Source organism: Porphyromonas canoris (assembly GCF_000769115.1).
GTDB classification, from domain to species: domain Bacteria; phylum Bacteroidota; class Bacteroidia; order Bacteroidales; family Porphyromonadaceae; genus Porphyromonas_A; species Porphyromonas_A canoris.
The window spans coordinates 71,313-88,176 of record NZ_JQZV01000001.1 but is presented as its reverse complement, the minus strand read 5'-3'; the positions used below and the strand labels follow the sequence as shown (position 1 = coordinate 88,176).

Sequence of the window (16,864 nt, the reverse complement as noted above, 5' to 3'; positions counted from 1 at the left end):
TAATCACCTTAAAGAGTTTCGATGAAGCCGAACAGAGTTGTAAACCAAGCACTGGTTGGTGGAAATCACGCTTTGAAAAGAGCCAACCAAAGCTTGATTTCCACTCTTCAAAGTTCGACTTCAAGTTTTTAATCTGTTTAGAGAAGAAAACAGAGCCGTTCGGCACTTTTTCCGAACGGGTTCAAAGAAATTTATAAAAGGAATAGAAACAAGAGATCACAGAGATGAAGATAAAGCAAATCACGACTCCTCACTCCGGCAAATCCCTTCTCTACTTCGGGGGATGGGGCTCTACGCCTGAATCAGTCGGGCATCTTTCCCTGCCGGACGGGACGGATTATTTTGCATTTTACGACTATCGGGAGGTCTCACCCGAAGAGCTGCCTCCGTTGGAGCGGTACGAAGAGATTGCCGTAGTAGGCTGGAGCATGGGGGTATGGGCTATCTCCGTCCTGCGAGAGCATCTGCCCGACAGAGCAAGGCTGATAGCCGTGTGCGGTACGCCTTATCCGATGCACGACGAATGGGGCATCCCGGATGAGATATTCCGTGCCACGCTGACCAACTTGGACGAAATGAACAGAGAACGATTCAATAGACGAATGTGCGGAGGGCGTTCTCTCACGGCTCTTTACAACAGCTTTGCTTCTCGCTCTACGGAAGATCTCAGAGAGGAGCTTACCTCTGTTTTCGAGCATCAATCCTCTCGTCTTGCCGGCATAGCTTCTCGATACGCTCCCGATAAAGCTCCCTCTCCGTTCCATCGGGCTTGGATTGCCGAGAAAGATCTTATCGTTCCCACCCCCAATCAGGTCAGATATTGGAGCCATGTAGGTGTGGATGCCAAGATTATCGAGGGAGTGGGGCACTATCCTTTCCTCTCTTTCCGGAGTTGGAGCGAACTTATTTATCCCTTGGCGGATACAGACCGATGAATAGCAGCAGCAACATAGACAAACAACTTGTGCAGAGGCGGTTTACCAATGCTCTGCACACCTACGATAAAGAGGCTTCCGTGCAGCAGCAGATTGTCCGGCACATTGCCGAACTGCTTCCTGCCTCTCTTCCGGACGGGGCTATCTTCGAGGTGGGATGCGGTACGGGATTTTTGAGCCGGGTATTGGCGGAGCGTTATCCTCTGCATCCGCTTCTGCTCAACGACCTCTGCCCGGAAGTGGAAGAGAGTCTGGAGGTGTACAGCGAGTTTATCCCCGGCGATGCGGAGCTTCTAAACTGGCGCAACGATCTTGCAATGGTGGCATCGTCATCGTGTATCCAGTGGTGGCACAAGCCGTTGGGCTTCTTCTCCAAAGCGTACGATGCGCTCAAGAGAGGCGGTGTGCTGCTCTTTTCGACCTTCGGACCGGAACAGATGCACGAGCTTAAAACCATCTTTCCCCCGGCTACACTCTCTTACGATACCGTTTCTGTTTTGCAGGAAGCCATGGAGCGGGCAGGGTTTAGGCATATCTCCATCCGTCGGGAGCAGACCACCCTCTACTTCGACTCTTTTCTTCTGCTCTTGAAACACCTCAAGCAGACAGGGGTAAACGGCATCCGGCAGGAGGAGAACCTTACTCCGGGAAAGATGCGAGAGATGGAGGAGGCGTACAGAAAGGCTTTTGCCAATGAGACAAACAACTTCAGGCTGCCTCTTACCTATGATGCGATATGGGGTAGAGCCGAAAAAATATAATGCGACCAGATGAAATATTTTAAGTGTAACAGCACAGACCGGCTTTCGGATCTCCTGACAGAGAGCGTTTACTTCGTTTCCGGCATAGACACAGACGCCGGGAAAAGTGTGGCAACCGGTTTGCTTTCCAAGCAGCTGCTATCGGAGGGTGTCAGGAGCCTTACTCAGAAAATGGTGCAGACCGGTGTAACCGCTCCGGTGGCAGAGGATATTGTTACCCATCGCCGTATAGAGGGGCGTCCCTTGCTGGATGAAGACCGGAATGGGAGTACCTGTCCGCTTCTGTTCAGCTACCCTTGCTCTCCGCACATGGCTGCTTCGAGGGACAGAAAACCTCCGATAGATACCGCTCTTATATCGGATGCGACGGCGAAGCTGACTGCTCTTTGCGACTGTCTTCTCCTTGAAGGAGCAGGCGGACTCATGGTTCCTCTCACAGAAGATCGCCTTACAATAGACTACATCGAAGAGCAGAAGATCCCTGTGATACTGGTTTCCACTGCCAAGTTGGGCAGTATCAACCATACGCTTCTCAGCCTCGATGCTTTGAGACAAAGAGGGATAGCCGTGCCGTTGTTGGTCTATAACAGACACATCGCAACAGATTGCGAGATCACGGAAGAGACACTCAGATGGCTCTCGCAATACCTTTCCCGTCACTATCCTGATACCATACTTCTGGAGATGGAGAGCATCGTTCTGTGAAACGGTATATTATAACTACTTTTGTATATAACATTACGTAAGACAATGAGATATAGAACAGAGTATAACAGAATGGGAGTCAGAGCAATCCTCAGCTCTGTTTTTCTCTTCTCCATAATCCTTTCCGGGTGTGTCAGTCATAAGAAAGCGTTGGAGCGGAAAGAGCAGCTGCATTACAAGAAAACCTATCACTCTCCCAAGCGAGAGATGCGTGCGGCATGGATTCAGACCGTTCACCAAGGGGAGTATGCACGCATGAGCGTGGAGGAGATGCAGCAAGACTTCTTGCGAAAGCTGGATAAGCTGCAAGAGCTTCGTTTCAATGCCGTCTTCTTTCAGGTTCGTCCGGAGAGCGATGCGTGGTATCGGAGCCGTCTGGAGCCTTGGAGCCGTTTCCTTACCGGCACTCAGGGTGTTGCGCCTTCGCCTCTATGGGATCCGATGCGCTTTCTTATCGCAGAGTGTCATAAGAGAGGGATGGAGTTTCATGCGTGGATCAATCCTTATCGTGCCGCAGCCAATGCATCTATTCCTCTTGCTCCGGAACATCCCTATTCCCGTAATCCGGAGTGGTTTGTGAGGTATGACAATCAGCTTTTGTACAATCCTGCTCTTGAGCAGTGCCGTCGGCACATCTGTTCGGTGGTGGATGACATTGTCTCCGAATACGATGTGGATGCCATTCATATGGATGACTATTTCTATCCATACCCTAAGCCCGGTCTTCCTTTAAGGGATGAAGCTTTTTTTCAAGCAGACCCAAGAGGTTTCGAGAACATCGCAGACTGGCGGAGGGATAATGTCAACAAGCTCATTAAAGAGATCAGCACCACCATTCGGACACGGAAACCGTGGGTGAGGTTCGGTATCAGTCCTTTCGGGATATTCCGAAACAAGCGCACGGCAAAGATGGGTAGCGAAACCAACGGACTGCAAAACTATGATGACCTTTATGCGGATATTCTGCTCTGGGATCATGAAGGCTGGGTGGACTATATCGTTCCGCAAATATACTGGGAAATGGGTCATTCGGCGGCTGACTATACTGAACTGGTTTACTGGTGGGGCAAGAACATCAAGCATGCTCACTATTACGTGGGACAAGATATAAAGCGTACCATGAACACGCAACAGCTACACCCGAAGCTCTCGATGGCTGCGGAGGTGGCGCAAGGCAATGTAATGTGGCCCGCCAACGAGGTACTCTGGAATACCGGAGGGGTTCAGGATCTGCTCAAGAGGGAGTATTACAGCCACTATGCACTTATTCCGCCTTACACACACATTGCCGGTGATGCTCCGAAACAGATACGAGGCATCAAAGCACTCTGGACAGAGCAAGGCTATACCCTTACCTGGCTTCCGGACGAAAGCTGTGAGGGACTTCCTTCTGCACCTCACTATTATGTGGTTTATGCCTTTGCCGGAAAGGAGAAAATCAATACTTCCGATCCTGCACATATTGTGGCAGTCTGCCGAAGCCCTTACTACATTCTGCCATACAGGGATGGCAAAGAGAAGTTTACCTATGTGGTTACTCCGGTATCCCGTATGCACATTGAGGGTAAAGGGGTGAAGATTAAGGTTAAACTCTAACCCCGATCTTATTCAAAACTATGAGTAAAACATTACTGACCTATCAAAGAAGAGTCTCATCTCCCGTAAGAGTGGGAGATATTACTATAGGCGGCGATGCCGATATCGTTGTCCAATCCATGGCAAGCGTAGACACCATGGACACGGAGGCATCTGTCGCACAAGCCGGACGTATAGCGGATGCCGGCGGACAGCTTGTCCGTTTTACGGCACAAGGTGTACGCGAAGCCAATAATCTGAAAGCCATCCGTGACGGACTGCATGAGAGTGGCTACGATCTGCCTTTGGTGGCGGATATACACTTTAATCCGGCTGCCGCTTATGCTGCTGCCACCAGGGTTCAGAAGGTTCGGATCAATCCCGGAAACTTTGTCGATCCTGCCCGAAAGTTTATCTCCGTCGAGTACAGCGAGGAAGAGTATGCGCAAGAGTTGGCTAAGATAGAAGAGGTATTCGGTAAATTCCTCGACATCTGCATTGCCAACGGAACGGCTATCCGCTTGGGAGTCAATCACGGATCACTTTCGGATCGTATCATGACCCGTTTCGGAAACACACCGGCAGGGATGGTAGAGAGCTGTATGGAGTATCTTCGTGTCTGTCGAAAGAAGTCGTTTCATGACGTGGTTATCTCCATCAAGTCGTCCAATACGGCAGAAATGACCACCACAGTGCGTCTCCTGGTAAAAAGAATGGATGCGGAAGATATGCACTACCCGTTACATCTTGGCGTTACAGAGGCCGGAGACGGAGAAGATGGCAGGGTAAAGAGTGCCGTAGGTATAGGCTCTCTTCTTGCCGATGGTATTGGCGATACGATCCGGGTATCTTTGAGCGAAGAGCCGGAAGAGGAAATCCCCGTGGCGGAAACGCTTGTCGCTTGCGCCAAAGCGATGAAAGAGGATAGCACACCCATATATATCTATGGAGAGGATGCAATGAGTTCCCCTCGCATAGCGTTGTTGCAAGGCAAGGTACACCCTGTTGTCGTGAGCAGTTGGCACCCTTCTCTTTTGACGCTTTCGGCTTCGGAGCAGCCCGACTATATTTTAACCGAAGGAGACATGGCAGATGTGCCGTCCGATTGGCAGGATAAAATCCTGAACCATAAGGATGGATACCGGGCGATGAACTGGGACGAACTCTTGAATATGCCGGATGAAGCCCTCTCCCGACTCTCTTCAAAGGATATACTTCTCGTTTCTTTCTATCCTCCGACAGCCGTCAGAGCGCTCAAAGCAGCAGAGTCGCGTCTGAAAGAACTGGCTCCGAACACCCCTCTCGTTGCTCGTCTTGTGATGCCTAAGCAGGATAGGGGCAGACTCTATACGGAAGCAGGCTTCTATCTTGGCGGTTGGTTGCTCTCCCGTAATGGTGCCGGCTTGATGATGGATATAGCCGGAGAAGACCATACACACCTCTCTTTCTCCCTTCTCCAAGCCAGTCGTCGACGCATTACAAAGACCGAGTACATCTCCTGTCCGGGATGCGGACGGACGCTGTTTGCATTGCAGTCCACCGTTGCGCGTGTAAAAGCTGCCACCGAACACCTTAAAGGACTGAAGATAGGAGTGATGGGCTGTATAGTGAACGGTCCCGGAGAGATGGCGGATGCCGATTACGGCTACGTTGGAGCCGGTCCCGGAAAGATAGACCTCTATAAGGAGAAAAACTGTGTGGCTAAAGGTATCCCTCAAGACGAGGCTGTGGAAAGACTTGTACAGCTCATTAAAGATTGTGGAGACTGGAAAGATCCCGACTAAACAGATGAAACAACAGACCATGAAACTGAACATAGAAAAGATAAGAGCAGACTTTCCTGCTCTTAACACAACCATTTACAACAAGCCGCTTGTCTATCTCGACAATGCAGCCACTACACACAAACCGAAGAGCGTGTTGGATGCTCTGACGGACTCTTATACCCACCGGAACGCCAACATTCATCGGGGGGTGCATCGCTTGAGTCAGGATGCCACAGAAGCGCACGAGGCGGCTCGTACCCATATAGCTTCGTTTCTCTCAGCACCTTCAAAAGATGAAGTGCTCTTTACTCGCGGAACGACCGAAGGTATCAATCTTGTCGCCTCTTGCTACTGCGAGAAGTTTTGTAAACCGGGTGATGAGATCCTCGTTTCCCGTATGGAGCATCACTCCAATATCGTTCCATGGCAGATGGCAGCGGAGAAAACGGGAGCGGTTGTCAAGGCTGTGAACGTTACGCCGGAGGGTTTACTCGATTTGGAACACCTTGCTTCTCTTCTCGGCGAACGCACCAAAGTGGTCTCTCTTTGCCATGCTTCCAATGTGCTGGGTACTATTAACCCCATCTCCCGAATAGCGGAAATGGTTCATGCCACAGGTGCTATTCTCGTTGTGGATGGCGCACAAGCCGTGGCGCATACTGCAGTTAATGTACAGGATTTAGGTGCAGACTTCTATGCCTTTAGCGGACATAAGATTTACGCTCCTACCGGTATCGGCATCCTTTGGGGCAGGTCGGATTTATTGGAGAGTATGCCTCCGTATCAGGGAGGAGGCGAGATGATCCGCACCGTTTCCCTGGATCACGGCACCACTTATAACGATCTCCCTTTCAAGTATGAAGCCGGAACGCCCGACTTTATCTCCAGCGTTGCTCTCAGTGAAGCGGTCAGGTATGTCGAGGAGATAGGTTTTGCGGAGATAGCAGCATACGAAAAAGAGCTGTTGGACTATGCAACGGCACAACTCACAAGCGAGATTTCCGATGTTCGTCTCATAGGTACAGCTCCTCAAAAAGAGGCGGTACTCTCGTTTCTTATAGGGGATCTTCACCCGTTTGATGTAGGTACTCTTCTCGACAGACAAGGCATTGCCATCCGCACCGGACACCATTGCGCACAGCCTCTGATGCACCATCTCGGCATAGAGGGAACGATGCGAGCCAGCTTCTCATTCTACAACACAAAAGAGGAGATAGATGTTTTTGTCCATGCTCTTAAGCGTGCGGTAGATATGCTGAGGTAAGCAAGAAAATAAGGATTAAATAGTGGAAGAGATTGTCCGAAATATACTCCGGACAATCTCTTTTCTTTTGCTCTTTTGGGGGTAAATAAAAAGCCTTTTCCGTGGGAACTTTTATATAAAAACGGATAGCCTGAAAACGATTCCGAAATCCTCTTCTCCGAACCGATTTAAGATTAGGAAAATTTCTTTATTCGTCCAAAACGCTATATATCAGCTGAGTAAGAAAAATTGCGAATTTGGAAAAAATTTTTTCTCAGTCCGTTTGATGGGGCTTTTTCGTGTTAATTAGTATAAATTTTAACGCCCTTCTCTGTAAACGTTTCCTAATAGAGAAATTTGCCTTTTCAGGGGTATTTTAGGGCGAAAATACGTAGTCGGTTGATTGTTAGAACTTTAGTTATTCTGGCTAAACACGTTAATCGAATCCGGTAAACGTGTTTAATGAAATCGGTAAACGTGTTCGTTGAAAAATTAAACACGTTAAGCCGAAACAATATGCTCGTTTACTGTTTTTGCTTAACAGGTATCGAAAATCGTGTTAATAAAATGGCTCTGATTTAACAGTTCGGTCGTGCTCTGAAAACGACCCCTCCGATCAAAATAGAGAGCAAGAAAAAAGCGGGCATTTCTCGGTATGGAATATATAAAAAATCACTTTCTTCCGCCGGCATAAAACGGGAGGATTTTTTCTCCACTCTGTTTCCAAAAACAGTCTCCTGCTTTTACCTTTTTTTCTTATCTTGCCACCATGTTAGGGCAGAGAGTGGAAAAGTGCTTTCCGATGCCTTTATACACACCACCATTACAAGACTGTTTCCCATGAAATCCAAGTTGATATTCACTCTCGTTACCGCCATTCTCTATCCCGTACTCGCAGGAGGACTGGCTTATCTCTTAGCTTCGTTGGCTCGTGATCAGGGTGCAGATACCGCAAGTGCGGGTATGTTGCGCGGTTTTCTGCAAATATCCTTGTCGATACTCTTCTCTCTTGTTCTGTTTGTCGTGAGTCTGCTGCTTTCCAAACGCTGGTTGGACAGCTATGTCCCCGCTTTCATCGCGCCGCTTATTATTCTTCTGATTTATTGGCTTGTCGGTACTGTTCGAGAGGTTATAAAGAGTCGGGGTACCCCTTATGTGGAGTATTATGAGAGCGGTATCCTGAAAGAAGAGGGCAGGAAGAGAGGGCTTTATGGCGAAAGAATCGGAAAGATAAAGCAGTATAGACCGGACGGCTCTTTGGAAGCTGTGGAAACGTACAGAGAAGGTACGGTGGATGGAATGTGTCGTTACTATCATCCCAATGGGCAGCTGTGGGCAGAGGGGGACAAAATACCGGTGGATAAAGGGACCTATTGGGATCATATAGAAGTAGGGAAGTGGCACTATTACAGAGAGAATGGCGAGCCGGATGATGTTCGGAGCTATTCCGAAAAAGGTGTACCCAAAAGGTCCAAAGCGTATAAGCTGTACAAAGATTCTGTCGGTCTGATACGCCGGATAGGAAGCAATGACCCTTTCTCCGGAGAGATGGATATGGTGCCTGTCGTCGAGAGTGGTATGTTCTTTCCGAGACACTACAAAGGGGCTGTGGTAAACGGAATGTTGAATGGCAATATTCGGATATACTGCAATACCGATGAGGGTTTTGTGCCGGTTTTTGAAGGCAGCTTCAAAGATGGAGAGCGGCATGGAAAAGTGAGACGATTCTATCTGGACGGACAGCTGGAAATGGATGGATACTATCTCAACGGGCTGTTGGAGGGAGAGTTGATCTATTACTATCAAGATCCGTCTGGTACTCAGCCTCACGGACAGATAGAGTACAGCTGCTATTACAATAATGGTGAAAGGAACGGCACAGCACGTTGGTACGAAGAGGATGGTACGCTCTCGGAAGAGGTTGAGTTCAGAAATGGTGTGCGTCACGGCATATCCCGTATTTACAATAAAGACGGATCTTTCGAGGAGTATATCTATGAAGAGGGCGAGCGGATAGAGGAGGAAGATTAGAGAAAGATTGTCGCGGAGTTGTCCTTGTGCCGGTCGGATATAGCCCGAACCGGATGGAACCGTATCGCAGATGTGTAAGATCTTCTTAAAGAAGAGCTATCCAACAGAGAATCAAAAAACTATTATTAACTTTGTATCACAATCTCTTGGAGAAGGATAGAAGAAAATCCGGCTCCGGGAAGCACCTTACGGAGAGACACTAACAGGGGTGCTGCTTTTAGATTTGGTATGAACAAAAACTATGGAAGTAGGAAGAGAATGAGGCTGGGGCATACACTTCCCAAACTTCTGCTTTTTATAATCTTTACAATCACGATCTCCATGCCGGCTCTCGCCATAAAAGTGACGGGAAGGGTATTAAGTGGCGAAGGAACAAAAGCTCCGCTCAAGAGAGCTTTGCTCGTGGTTAAGGAGTCTTCTTTGCGAATCATGACCGACGGCAACGGGGTGTACGAGATGGATCTCCCTGTCGGTCGTTACACCTTTGTGGTCTCTTATGTGGGGTTTAAGCCGGAAACACGTTTGGTTAATATCACCGGAGAGTCTGCCGTAACACAGGATTTCATTCTCGAACCTCTGGATATCGAAATAGAGGAAGTGGTAGTAACCGGAACAGGGACAGAGCACAGACTCAGGAATGCACCGGTTCAGACGGAGGTAATGACCTCTCGAATGCTGAAAGCATACGCCGGTAGGACTTTGAGCGATTTGCTTTCGGGGTTGAGTGCTTCGTTCGACTTCTCTTCGTCGGATATGGGTTCGGGGATCTCTCTCGGCGGTTTGGGCAACGCTTACATCCTGATCCTCATAGACGGGAAACGCATTCACGGAGATACCGGAGGGCAGAACGACCTTTCGATGATCTCCGTTTCGGACATAGAGCGTATAGAGTTGGTCAAAGGTGCAAGCTCTTCTCTCTATGGCTCTGATGCCATGGCAGGCGTTATCAATATCATAACCAAAAAGAACTATCGAACAGCTCCGCTGATGCTTGAAAACAGCACCAGAGCAGGCTCTTATGCCGATATACGGCAGAGCAATATGTTGTCTTTCAAGGTGGGATCCTTTACTTCTGCCACACGCTATGCCTATCAACACACCGACGGATGGCAGAACAGCTCTCAAGAGCTTTACCGTAACAAACTCTATGAAGGCTCTACGACGCAGACGGTAAGCGAGTATTCCAATCACCGCATCCAGCAGGATTTCGAGTATCAACCCGGGAAAGATCTTCTGCTCTATGCTTCCGGGATGTACTATTATAAGAAACTGCTTCATAAACCGGGCGCACCACGCTGGCGGACGTTCCACCCATTCTATCGGGATATGGCGGTAATGGCAGGAGCGCAGTATAGGTTGAACGACAAGAGTATGCTCTCTTTGGATGCCTCTTTTAACCGCCATGCCTACTTCTATTCTTACTACGAGCGGACGATAGATGAGTATTTCCGTAAAGAGATGATAGATGGCAAAGAGGTGCATGTACCGCATCACATCTTTTACTATCCCGGTCAGGAGAGTCGCGAGAGCGATCAACGCCGTTGGCTTGTACACCTTAAAGGGGTATTCGATCTATCTTCCAGGCATAAACTTTCCGCCGGTGCGGAGTATATCGGAGAGCATCTGATAGCTCCTCGAAGGCTTATCACAGACCGGGTTTGGACTTATACGCTCTCTGCTTATGCGCAAGACGAGTGGAATGTAATGCCGGATCTGAATGTAACCGCAGGTGTTCGGCTCGTGGGGCATCAGGCTTTCGGGATGACGGTTACACCCAAGATTTCGACCATGTATAAGATTGGCAACGTCAATCTTAGAGCTACATATTCCAATGGATTTAAGGCTCCCACACCGAAAGAGCTATATTACTTCTATGAGAGAGCCATGATGGGCAAGTTGCGTGTATATCTTGGAAATCAGGAGTTGAAGCCTCAACGCTCTCACTTTTTCTCCGGTGGGCTGGAGTACAGAACACCTAAAATCACGGCAGGAGCAACGCTTAGTCATAATCGGGTCAAGGATATGATCGCGCTTGTAAGGGTTCCGATTCCTCCTCAATACGGTAGCGATGAAGGCTCCGATTACGATGGCGCGATGCAGTATATCAATATGGAGAGTGCCGTGATTACGGATCTTGATCTCTCTTTCACTGTACGTCCCATCCGCTCACTTGCCATAGGAGCAGGATATAACCTGCTTAGTGCACGGGCGCATCTCATCAACAACGAAGAGAGTGAGAAAGCAGGCAAACCCGTATTGGAGCATAGAACAATAGATGGAACGGCAACGCATCGTTCCAATATCCGTGCCACATGGGATAAGAAATGGGGAGACTATGCTCTCGGAGTGGGTCTGTATGGCAGAATACAATCGGAACGCTTCTATCGTGAGTACGGCAATGCTCCCGGCTATATGCTTTGGAGGCTCAACACGACGCATACATGGAAAAACGACCGAACAGGGCTGCTCTTTGAGGGGTCCGTAGGTATAGATAACATATTGAACCATTACGAGCGTCATCCCTACGGCTATAACTATGGTACTACATCGCCCGGACGAACATTTTATGCCGGGCTGACCATAAGATGGGGCAAGGCTCAACGCAAGATGAGAAACCTGAACAGTATGATGGAAGAAGAGTAACACAATTACTTTATACCGAGAATAAATAGGAATACTAACATTTAACTTTTACACAGATCGTTATGAAACCATTACGTAATCTTTGGGCAGTGATGCTTTTACTATCTACAGCCCTCTTGTTTTCCTGTAAACAAGATGCTCCCGATGTGCCTCAATCTCCTGTTAAGTATGAGAAGAAGCACAACACAGCCATTCTTCTTGTAACATTTGGCTCTACTTGGGACGATCCTCATACAACTTACAAGGCTCAGATCAACCAGTTCAAGAAGGAGTTTCCCAATACAGACATTTTCTTCTCTTTCACTTCAAAGACCTGTATCAACCGTTGGTATGCCGAAAAGAAAGAGCAGTTTATCACACCGGATCTCTATTTGAAGTCTTTCATAGACAAGAACTATGAAAATGTTTACGTGCAGAGTCTTCACGTCATACCGGGAGAAGAGTACATGCTTCTCAGGGATGGATATGTGAAGAGCCACTATAACTTCATCGTACAAGACCTTAAACCGGAAAGAAAACCTGCCGTTTGCGGTAAAGCTCTTCTGGTATCGGACGAAGATATTGAAAGTGTTGGAAAGATCCTTGTAGACGCTTTTGCAGAAGAGCTGAAAGCCGGTCATGCGGTGGCTTTCATGGGACACGGTAATCCGGTATCCGACTATGACCATGCCAATGCTTCTTATATCAAGATCGAAAAGAAGATGAAAGAGTATGCCAAGAAAACCTACAACAATGAAAATGTTTTCGTTGGAACGGTGGACTATCCGGCTATGCTTGTGGACTATGTTATGGATGGACTGAAAGAGTCGAGCTGTAAAACAAAGACCGTTTACCTGCATCCTCTTATGTCTATTGCCGGTGATCATGCCAACAATGATATGCAAGGCGAGTACGATAAAGATGCTCCGGAAGACGAACAGAGCTGGAAAGTTCAGATCGAAAAGAAGCTCGGCTGGACCGTGAAGACCGTTACAAAAGGACTTGGAGACTATCCATCCATCAACGCTATCTGGATCGGTCATCTTAAAGATGCCATCAAAGACGCAGAAGAAGAGCAATAAGGCCTTTTTCTCACAACCGGTAATATAAATTACTTACAGGCAAAGCGGCCGCAGTGAAGAGGGTTACCTCTTACTGCTACCGCTTTGTCATGAAATACCAAATATGATGTTCAAACAAATTATTACAGCACTAATCATTATTCTTTCCTGTACCGCCACTGCTTTGGCACAGGATACTACGGCAAAAGGATACGTAATAGATGCCGATACGAAAAGGCCTGTCGAAGGCGTTGTCATACGTGTAAGCGGAACACTTGCCAGGGCAACAAGCAACAGCAAAGGCTATTTTGAGATACAGCGAGTCCCTTCGGATGCGGTATTGAAGTTTAGTCATGTCAGCTATCTGGCACGTACAATCTCGGCGGCAAAGCTATCCAAAGATCAAGCCGTAGCCCTAACATCTTCCATGGTGAATATAGAACAAGTAACCGTTACAGGCACCGGGACACACAGACGAAACAAGGATGTTCCCATTCCGGTTACTGTTTTTACAGAAAAAGATCTGAAGAGACAAAACATCTCCAATCTGAAAGAAGCTTTGCTCAAACTTATTCCATCCGTGACGGAAACACCTCTGGGAAGCATGGGATCCGTCATGACATTGAATGGTTTGGACGATAAATACATCCTTTTCTTAGTGAATGGGCAGAGACTCTTAGGCAGTGGATCTTCTGCTCCGGACCTTAGCAGAGTCAATCTTTCCAACGTTAAACGGATAGAAGTATTGGATGGAGCCGGTTCGATGATTCACGGATCGGATGCCATAGCAGGAGTAGTAAACATTATCACGAACGATATTCAGTCCGGAGTGGAGTTGGCTCTTAGCTCTTCGCTAAAGGATCACGGACGTCAGACCTATTCGATCAATCTGGATGCAAAAGAGGGAAAGTTCGGAAGCTATACCTCTTATAACAAACAACGTACAGACGGTTGGATTCTCAATCCAATGGAGGAAGACAAAGAGGGCAAGCTTGTTCCCACGACCCGAATGGCGGTTATGGCATCCACAACTCACACGCTTTCTCAGCGTTTTACGTATGATTTCATGAGAGGAATGTCCCTGTATGCCGAAGGCTCCATTTCTCATTTTCTCCAGAACAGACCGGAGATGATCAACGGAACTAAAACGTCATACAACTACGATTTAGAGCATAAAAACGACTCTTATGCCTTTGGCGGACGATACGCAGTATCTCCAAAACTCTCTCTCTTTGCCGATTATTACAGAGATCACTACACCAGCTCTTACAACTACTTCCTTCCTGTGGGCAAAACAATCCGTCCGGGAGACAGTCAACTGCGTGTAGAGACTCGTTGGCACAAGGCTTCCTTAAAAGGGATATACAATCTCAATCGCCAACACAAACTATCCTCCGGCATGGAGTACACCCTCGATGCGTTGGACAACTACTTCTCCACTTCGGACAAACTGAGAGAACCGGTAAGCACCGGAGCATTCTCTTTCTATGCTCAAGACGAAATGCGTTTTTCAAGAGCCTTTCAAGCGGTTGTCGGAGCAAGGGTTACACGCCACGATGTTCTCGGAAGCTATGTTACTCCGAATGCGGCAGTGATGTACACATTAGGGGATTTGAAGTTTAGAGGATCGTATGCATCCGGATATAAGACACCTTCTCTGAATGCCATCTACACCTTCAACGTTAATAAAGATGGTACTCTGACCATTGGTGATGAGTCTTTACGCCCGGAACGCAGTCAGTTTTTCTCTGCCTCGATGGAGTACGCAACTAATCGTCTTGCTCTATCTCTCGGAGCGTATGCCAACTATCTCAGAGATAAAATAGAGCTTGTGGCTTTTGAAGTAACTCCGGAAGAGTTGGCGCAATATCAAGCCAAGTATGGACCGGAAGTTACTCAAAACGTGGTGCGAAAGCGCAGTAACATAGACCGTGCAAGGGTTATGGGGCTCAAGGTTGGAGCAAAAGCATACCTCGGAGCCGGATTCATGTTGCAGGGCGACTACTCTCTTGTCGATGGCAAGAATCTGTCTGCGAAAGAGGGTGAAGACGACAGGCTGGACAAAACAATCCGTCATGCCGGAAATGTCTCCGCACAATGGACACACTCTTGGGGTGGATACCATCTGAACGTAAACCTTACGGGAGAGTTGAGAGGACCTCGTTTCTCTTCTATTTATTCTCCAAGGATAGGGGATGCACCGGGTTATTCGCTTTGGAATATCAATACAACCCATACTTTTGAACTGGGTAAGCTGATCCTGATGCCAACGATAGGTATAGAGAATATCTTCAATTACGTAGACAATCGCCCCGGTTATCGTTATTATCTTAACGATAAAGGCAAAGGAGCCACAACGATGTCTCCTTATGCGACCATTACTCCGGGACGGACTTACTACCTCTCTCTCAGTGTAAGATTCAAGCAGTAAGGGAGGCATAGAGATTTAGACCATTCTCGGAATGGATCGGAGCGGGGATCGGATATGTATGGGGCATATATATTTCGATATCCGCTCTTTTTTATTCCCATTGCTCCGGAGTGTCTCTGCTTATTATCCACTCGGAGAGTGCAAGAGAAAGATGAAATAAATAGGTCTCAAAAGCAGACTGAACGCTTATATTGTTTCATCCGAACAGGTTAAGAGGTTAAAGTCAGGGTTTGATTTGTGGAAATCAAGCTTTAGGATTTGCAAATCAAGACTTGAATTGTGCCGTTCAAGGTTCGGTTTTTGGCAATTGGGTCTTGATTTCCAAAATTGTACGTATTTAAGACATTTTTTTAGAGAGATAAACCGATTTTGTGAACGGGTTTAAGTTTTAGTCGGACTTGGCAGAAGCAAAAGAAGTCCGATATTGTGCATATTTTTGTAACCTTTTAATTTATAATTGTTTAGTGTCTGTTTTGGGAAGCGAATGTGGGAAAAATCTGCCCTTAAACAATCGTCCGGCGGTATTGTTTCTTTCTTTCGTTATTGTTAAATTTGCGTAGACCTTCGCAGGGGGAGTTACGCCCTGCGTTCTAATATTGATGGCTATGCATAATAAACAAACTTATTGCGTCATACTTGCGGGAGGAGAGGGAAACCGATTCTGGCCTTATAGTCGCAAGAGTATGCCCAAACAGTTTTTGGACTTCTTTGGTTTGGGTGAGACACTTCTTCAGATGACTTATCGTCGCGTTTCAAAATCTTTTTCAACGGAACGGATTTTGGTTTCTACCAATATCAACTATGTGCAGATCGTGCAGGAGCAGCTCCCCGAACTGCCTGTCGAAAATATCATCGTAGAGCCGTGCCGCAGAAATACCACAGCCACGTGTGCGCTGGCAACGCTTCATCTGTTGAGTAGAGACAGGGATGCAAAGATCTGTTTTGCGCCATCGGACCACTTGGTATTGGATCACGACCTGTTCATAAAGACGATGAGGCAGGCATCTGCATACATTCACGAAAACGATAATGCACTACTTACGATAGGCATTGCACCCTCTCGTCCGGATGTCGGATACGGCTATATCCAAGTGGATGGTAAGGGAATGCCGGAAGATCCACTGGGTCATGTCTTCAAGGCAAAGACATTTACCGAGAAGCCCAAGGCAGAGATAGCGAGAATCTTTATCGAGAGCGGGGAGTTTTTCTGGAACTCCGGGATGCTCTTCGCAACCGGAACAGTCCTCCTCCAATCCCTTAGAGAGTATGCGCCCGAACTGATGGAGCGTCTGGAAGGACCGGACAAAGAGAGTCTGGCGCCCTATGGCACTCCCGATGAAAATGCCCATGTGGCAGAGACCTATCCCTATTGCCCCAATGTCTCCATAGACTATACGGTGTTGGAGAAAGCGGAAAACGTACACGTCTTGGTGGCAGACTTCGGATGGGCAGACCTGGGTACATGGGGTTCTGTCTACGAGATAGGGGAGAAGGATGCACGGGAAAATATGACGCTGCATGCTTCCGTGCTGGAAAATGAGAGCCGTCGCAATCTCGTGGTAAGCGATACTCCGGGTCGTCTCGTGGTGATGCAAGGTGTGGAGGATCTGTTCATCGTGGAGAAAGATGAGGTTCTGCTCATCTGCAAACGAGGCGAAGAGCAGAAGTTGAAGCAGCTTCACCTGGCAGCGATGTCGAAAGGAAAAGAGTATGTATAACCTTACAGAGAAAAAG

At 47.7% G+C, this 16,864-nt stretch carries 11 protein-coding genes; all 11 read left to right on the top strand.

The window, feature by feature from the left end; genetic code table 11:
- Positions 1-224 precede the first annotated feature (224 nt).
- The 11 genes from HQ43_RS00355 to HQ43_RS00305 all read left to right on the top strand — a co-directional run bounded on the left by HQ43_RS00355 (position 225) and on the right by HQ43_RS00305 (position 16,848).
- Positions 225-935, top strand: a complete 711-nt coding sequence (locus HQ43_RS00355; RefSeq protein ID WP_036788240.1) for a DUF452 family protein — start codon at positions 225-227, stop codon at positions 933-935.
- Complete coding sequence (locus HQ43_RS00350; RefSeq protein WP_036788238.1) at positions 932-1,696, top strand: methyltransferase domain-containing protein; 765 nt, start codon at positions 932-934, stop codon at positions 1,694-1,696. Before HQ43_RS00355 ends, HQ43_RS00350 begins: the two co-directional genes overlap by 4 nt.
- A gap of 9 nt (positions 1,697-1,705) precedes the next feature.
- Positions 1,706-2,401: a dethiobiotin synthase gene (gene bioD / locus HQ43_RS00345; RefSeq protein ID WP_052102969.1), complete on the top strand. Its 696-nt coding sequence runs from the start codon at positions 1,706-1,708 to the stop codon at positions 2,399-2,401.
- 45 nt (positions 2,402-2,446) lie between these two features.
- Positions 2,447-3,997 (top strand): glycoside hydrolase family 10 protein, encoded by a 1,551-nt coding sequence (locus HQ43_RS00340; protein WP_235305931.1) that lies wholly within the window; start codon positions 2,447-2,449, stop codon positions 3,995-3,997.
- Positions 3,998-4,017: 20 nt separating this feature from the next.
- Positions 4,018-5,760 carry a (E)-4-hydroxy-3-methylbut-2-enyl-diphosphate synthase gene (gene ispG, locus HQ43_RS00335; protein ID WP_036788236.1) on the top strand — a complete coding sequence of 581 codons (1,743 nt, stop codon included), beginning with the start codon at positions 4,018-4,020 and terminating at the stop codon, positions 5,758-5,760.
- Positions 5,761-5,764: 4 nt separating this feature from the next.
- Positions 5,765-7,006, top strand: coding sequence for an aminotransferase class V-fold PLP-dependent enzyme (locus tag HQ43_RS00330; protein ID WP_235305930.1), 1,242 nt, complete (start codon positions 5,765-5,767; stop codon positions 7,004-7,006).
- Between the two features lie 819 nt (positions 7,007-7,825).
- Positions 7,826-9,016 carry a toxin-antitoxin system YwqK family antitoxin gene (locus tag HQ43_RS00325; RefSeq protein WP_036788234.1) on the top strand — a complete coding sequence of 397 codons (1,191 nt, stop codon included), beginning with the start codon at positions 7,826-7,828 and terminating at the stop codon, positions 9,014-9,016.
- A 228-nt stretch (positions 9,017-9,244) separates the two neighbouring features.
- The gene (locus tag HQ43_RS00320) at positions 9,245-11,659 is read left to right on the top strand and encodes a TonB-dependent receptor (protein ID WP_052102968.1); all 2,415 of its coding nucleotides are present in this window, start codon (positions 9,245-9,247) and stop codon (positions 11,657-11,659) included.
- A gap of 62 nt (positions 11,660-11,721) precedes the next feature.
- Entirely contained in the window at positions 11,722-12,720 is a 999-nt protein-coding gene (locus HQ43_RS00315; RefSeq protein WP_036788233.1) for a sirohydrochlorin cobaltochelatase, read from the top strand.
- A gap of 103 nt (positions 12,721-12,823) precedes the next feature.
- On the top strand, positions 12,824-15,130 hold the full coding sequence (locus HQ43_RS00310) for a TonB-dependent receptor (RefSeq protein ID WP_081964490.1): 2,307 nt from the start codon (positions 12,824-12,826) through the stop codon (positions 15,128-15,130).
- Between the two features lie 605 nt (positions 15,131-15,735).
- The gene (locus HQ43_RS00305) at positions 15,736-16,848 is read left to right on the top strand and encodes a mannose-1-phosphate guanylyltransferase (RefSeq protein WP_036788414.1); all 1,113 of its coding nucleotides are present in this window, start codon (positions 15,736-15,738) and stop codon (positions 16,846-16,848) included.
- Positions 16,849-16,864 lie beyond the last annotated feature (16 nt).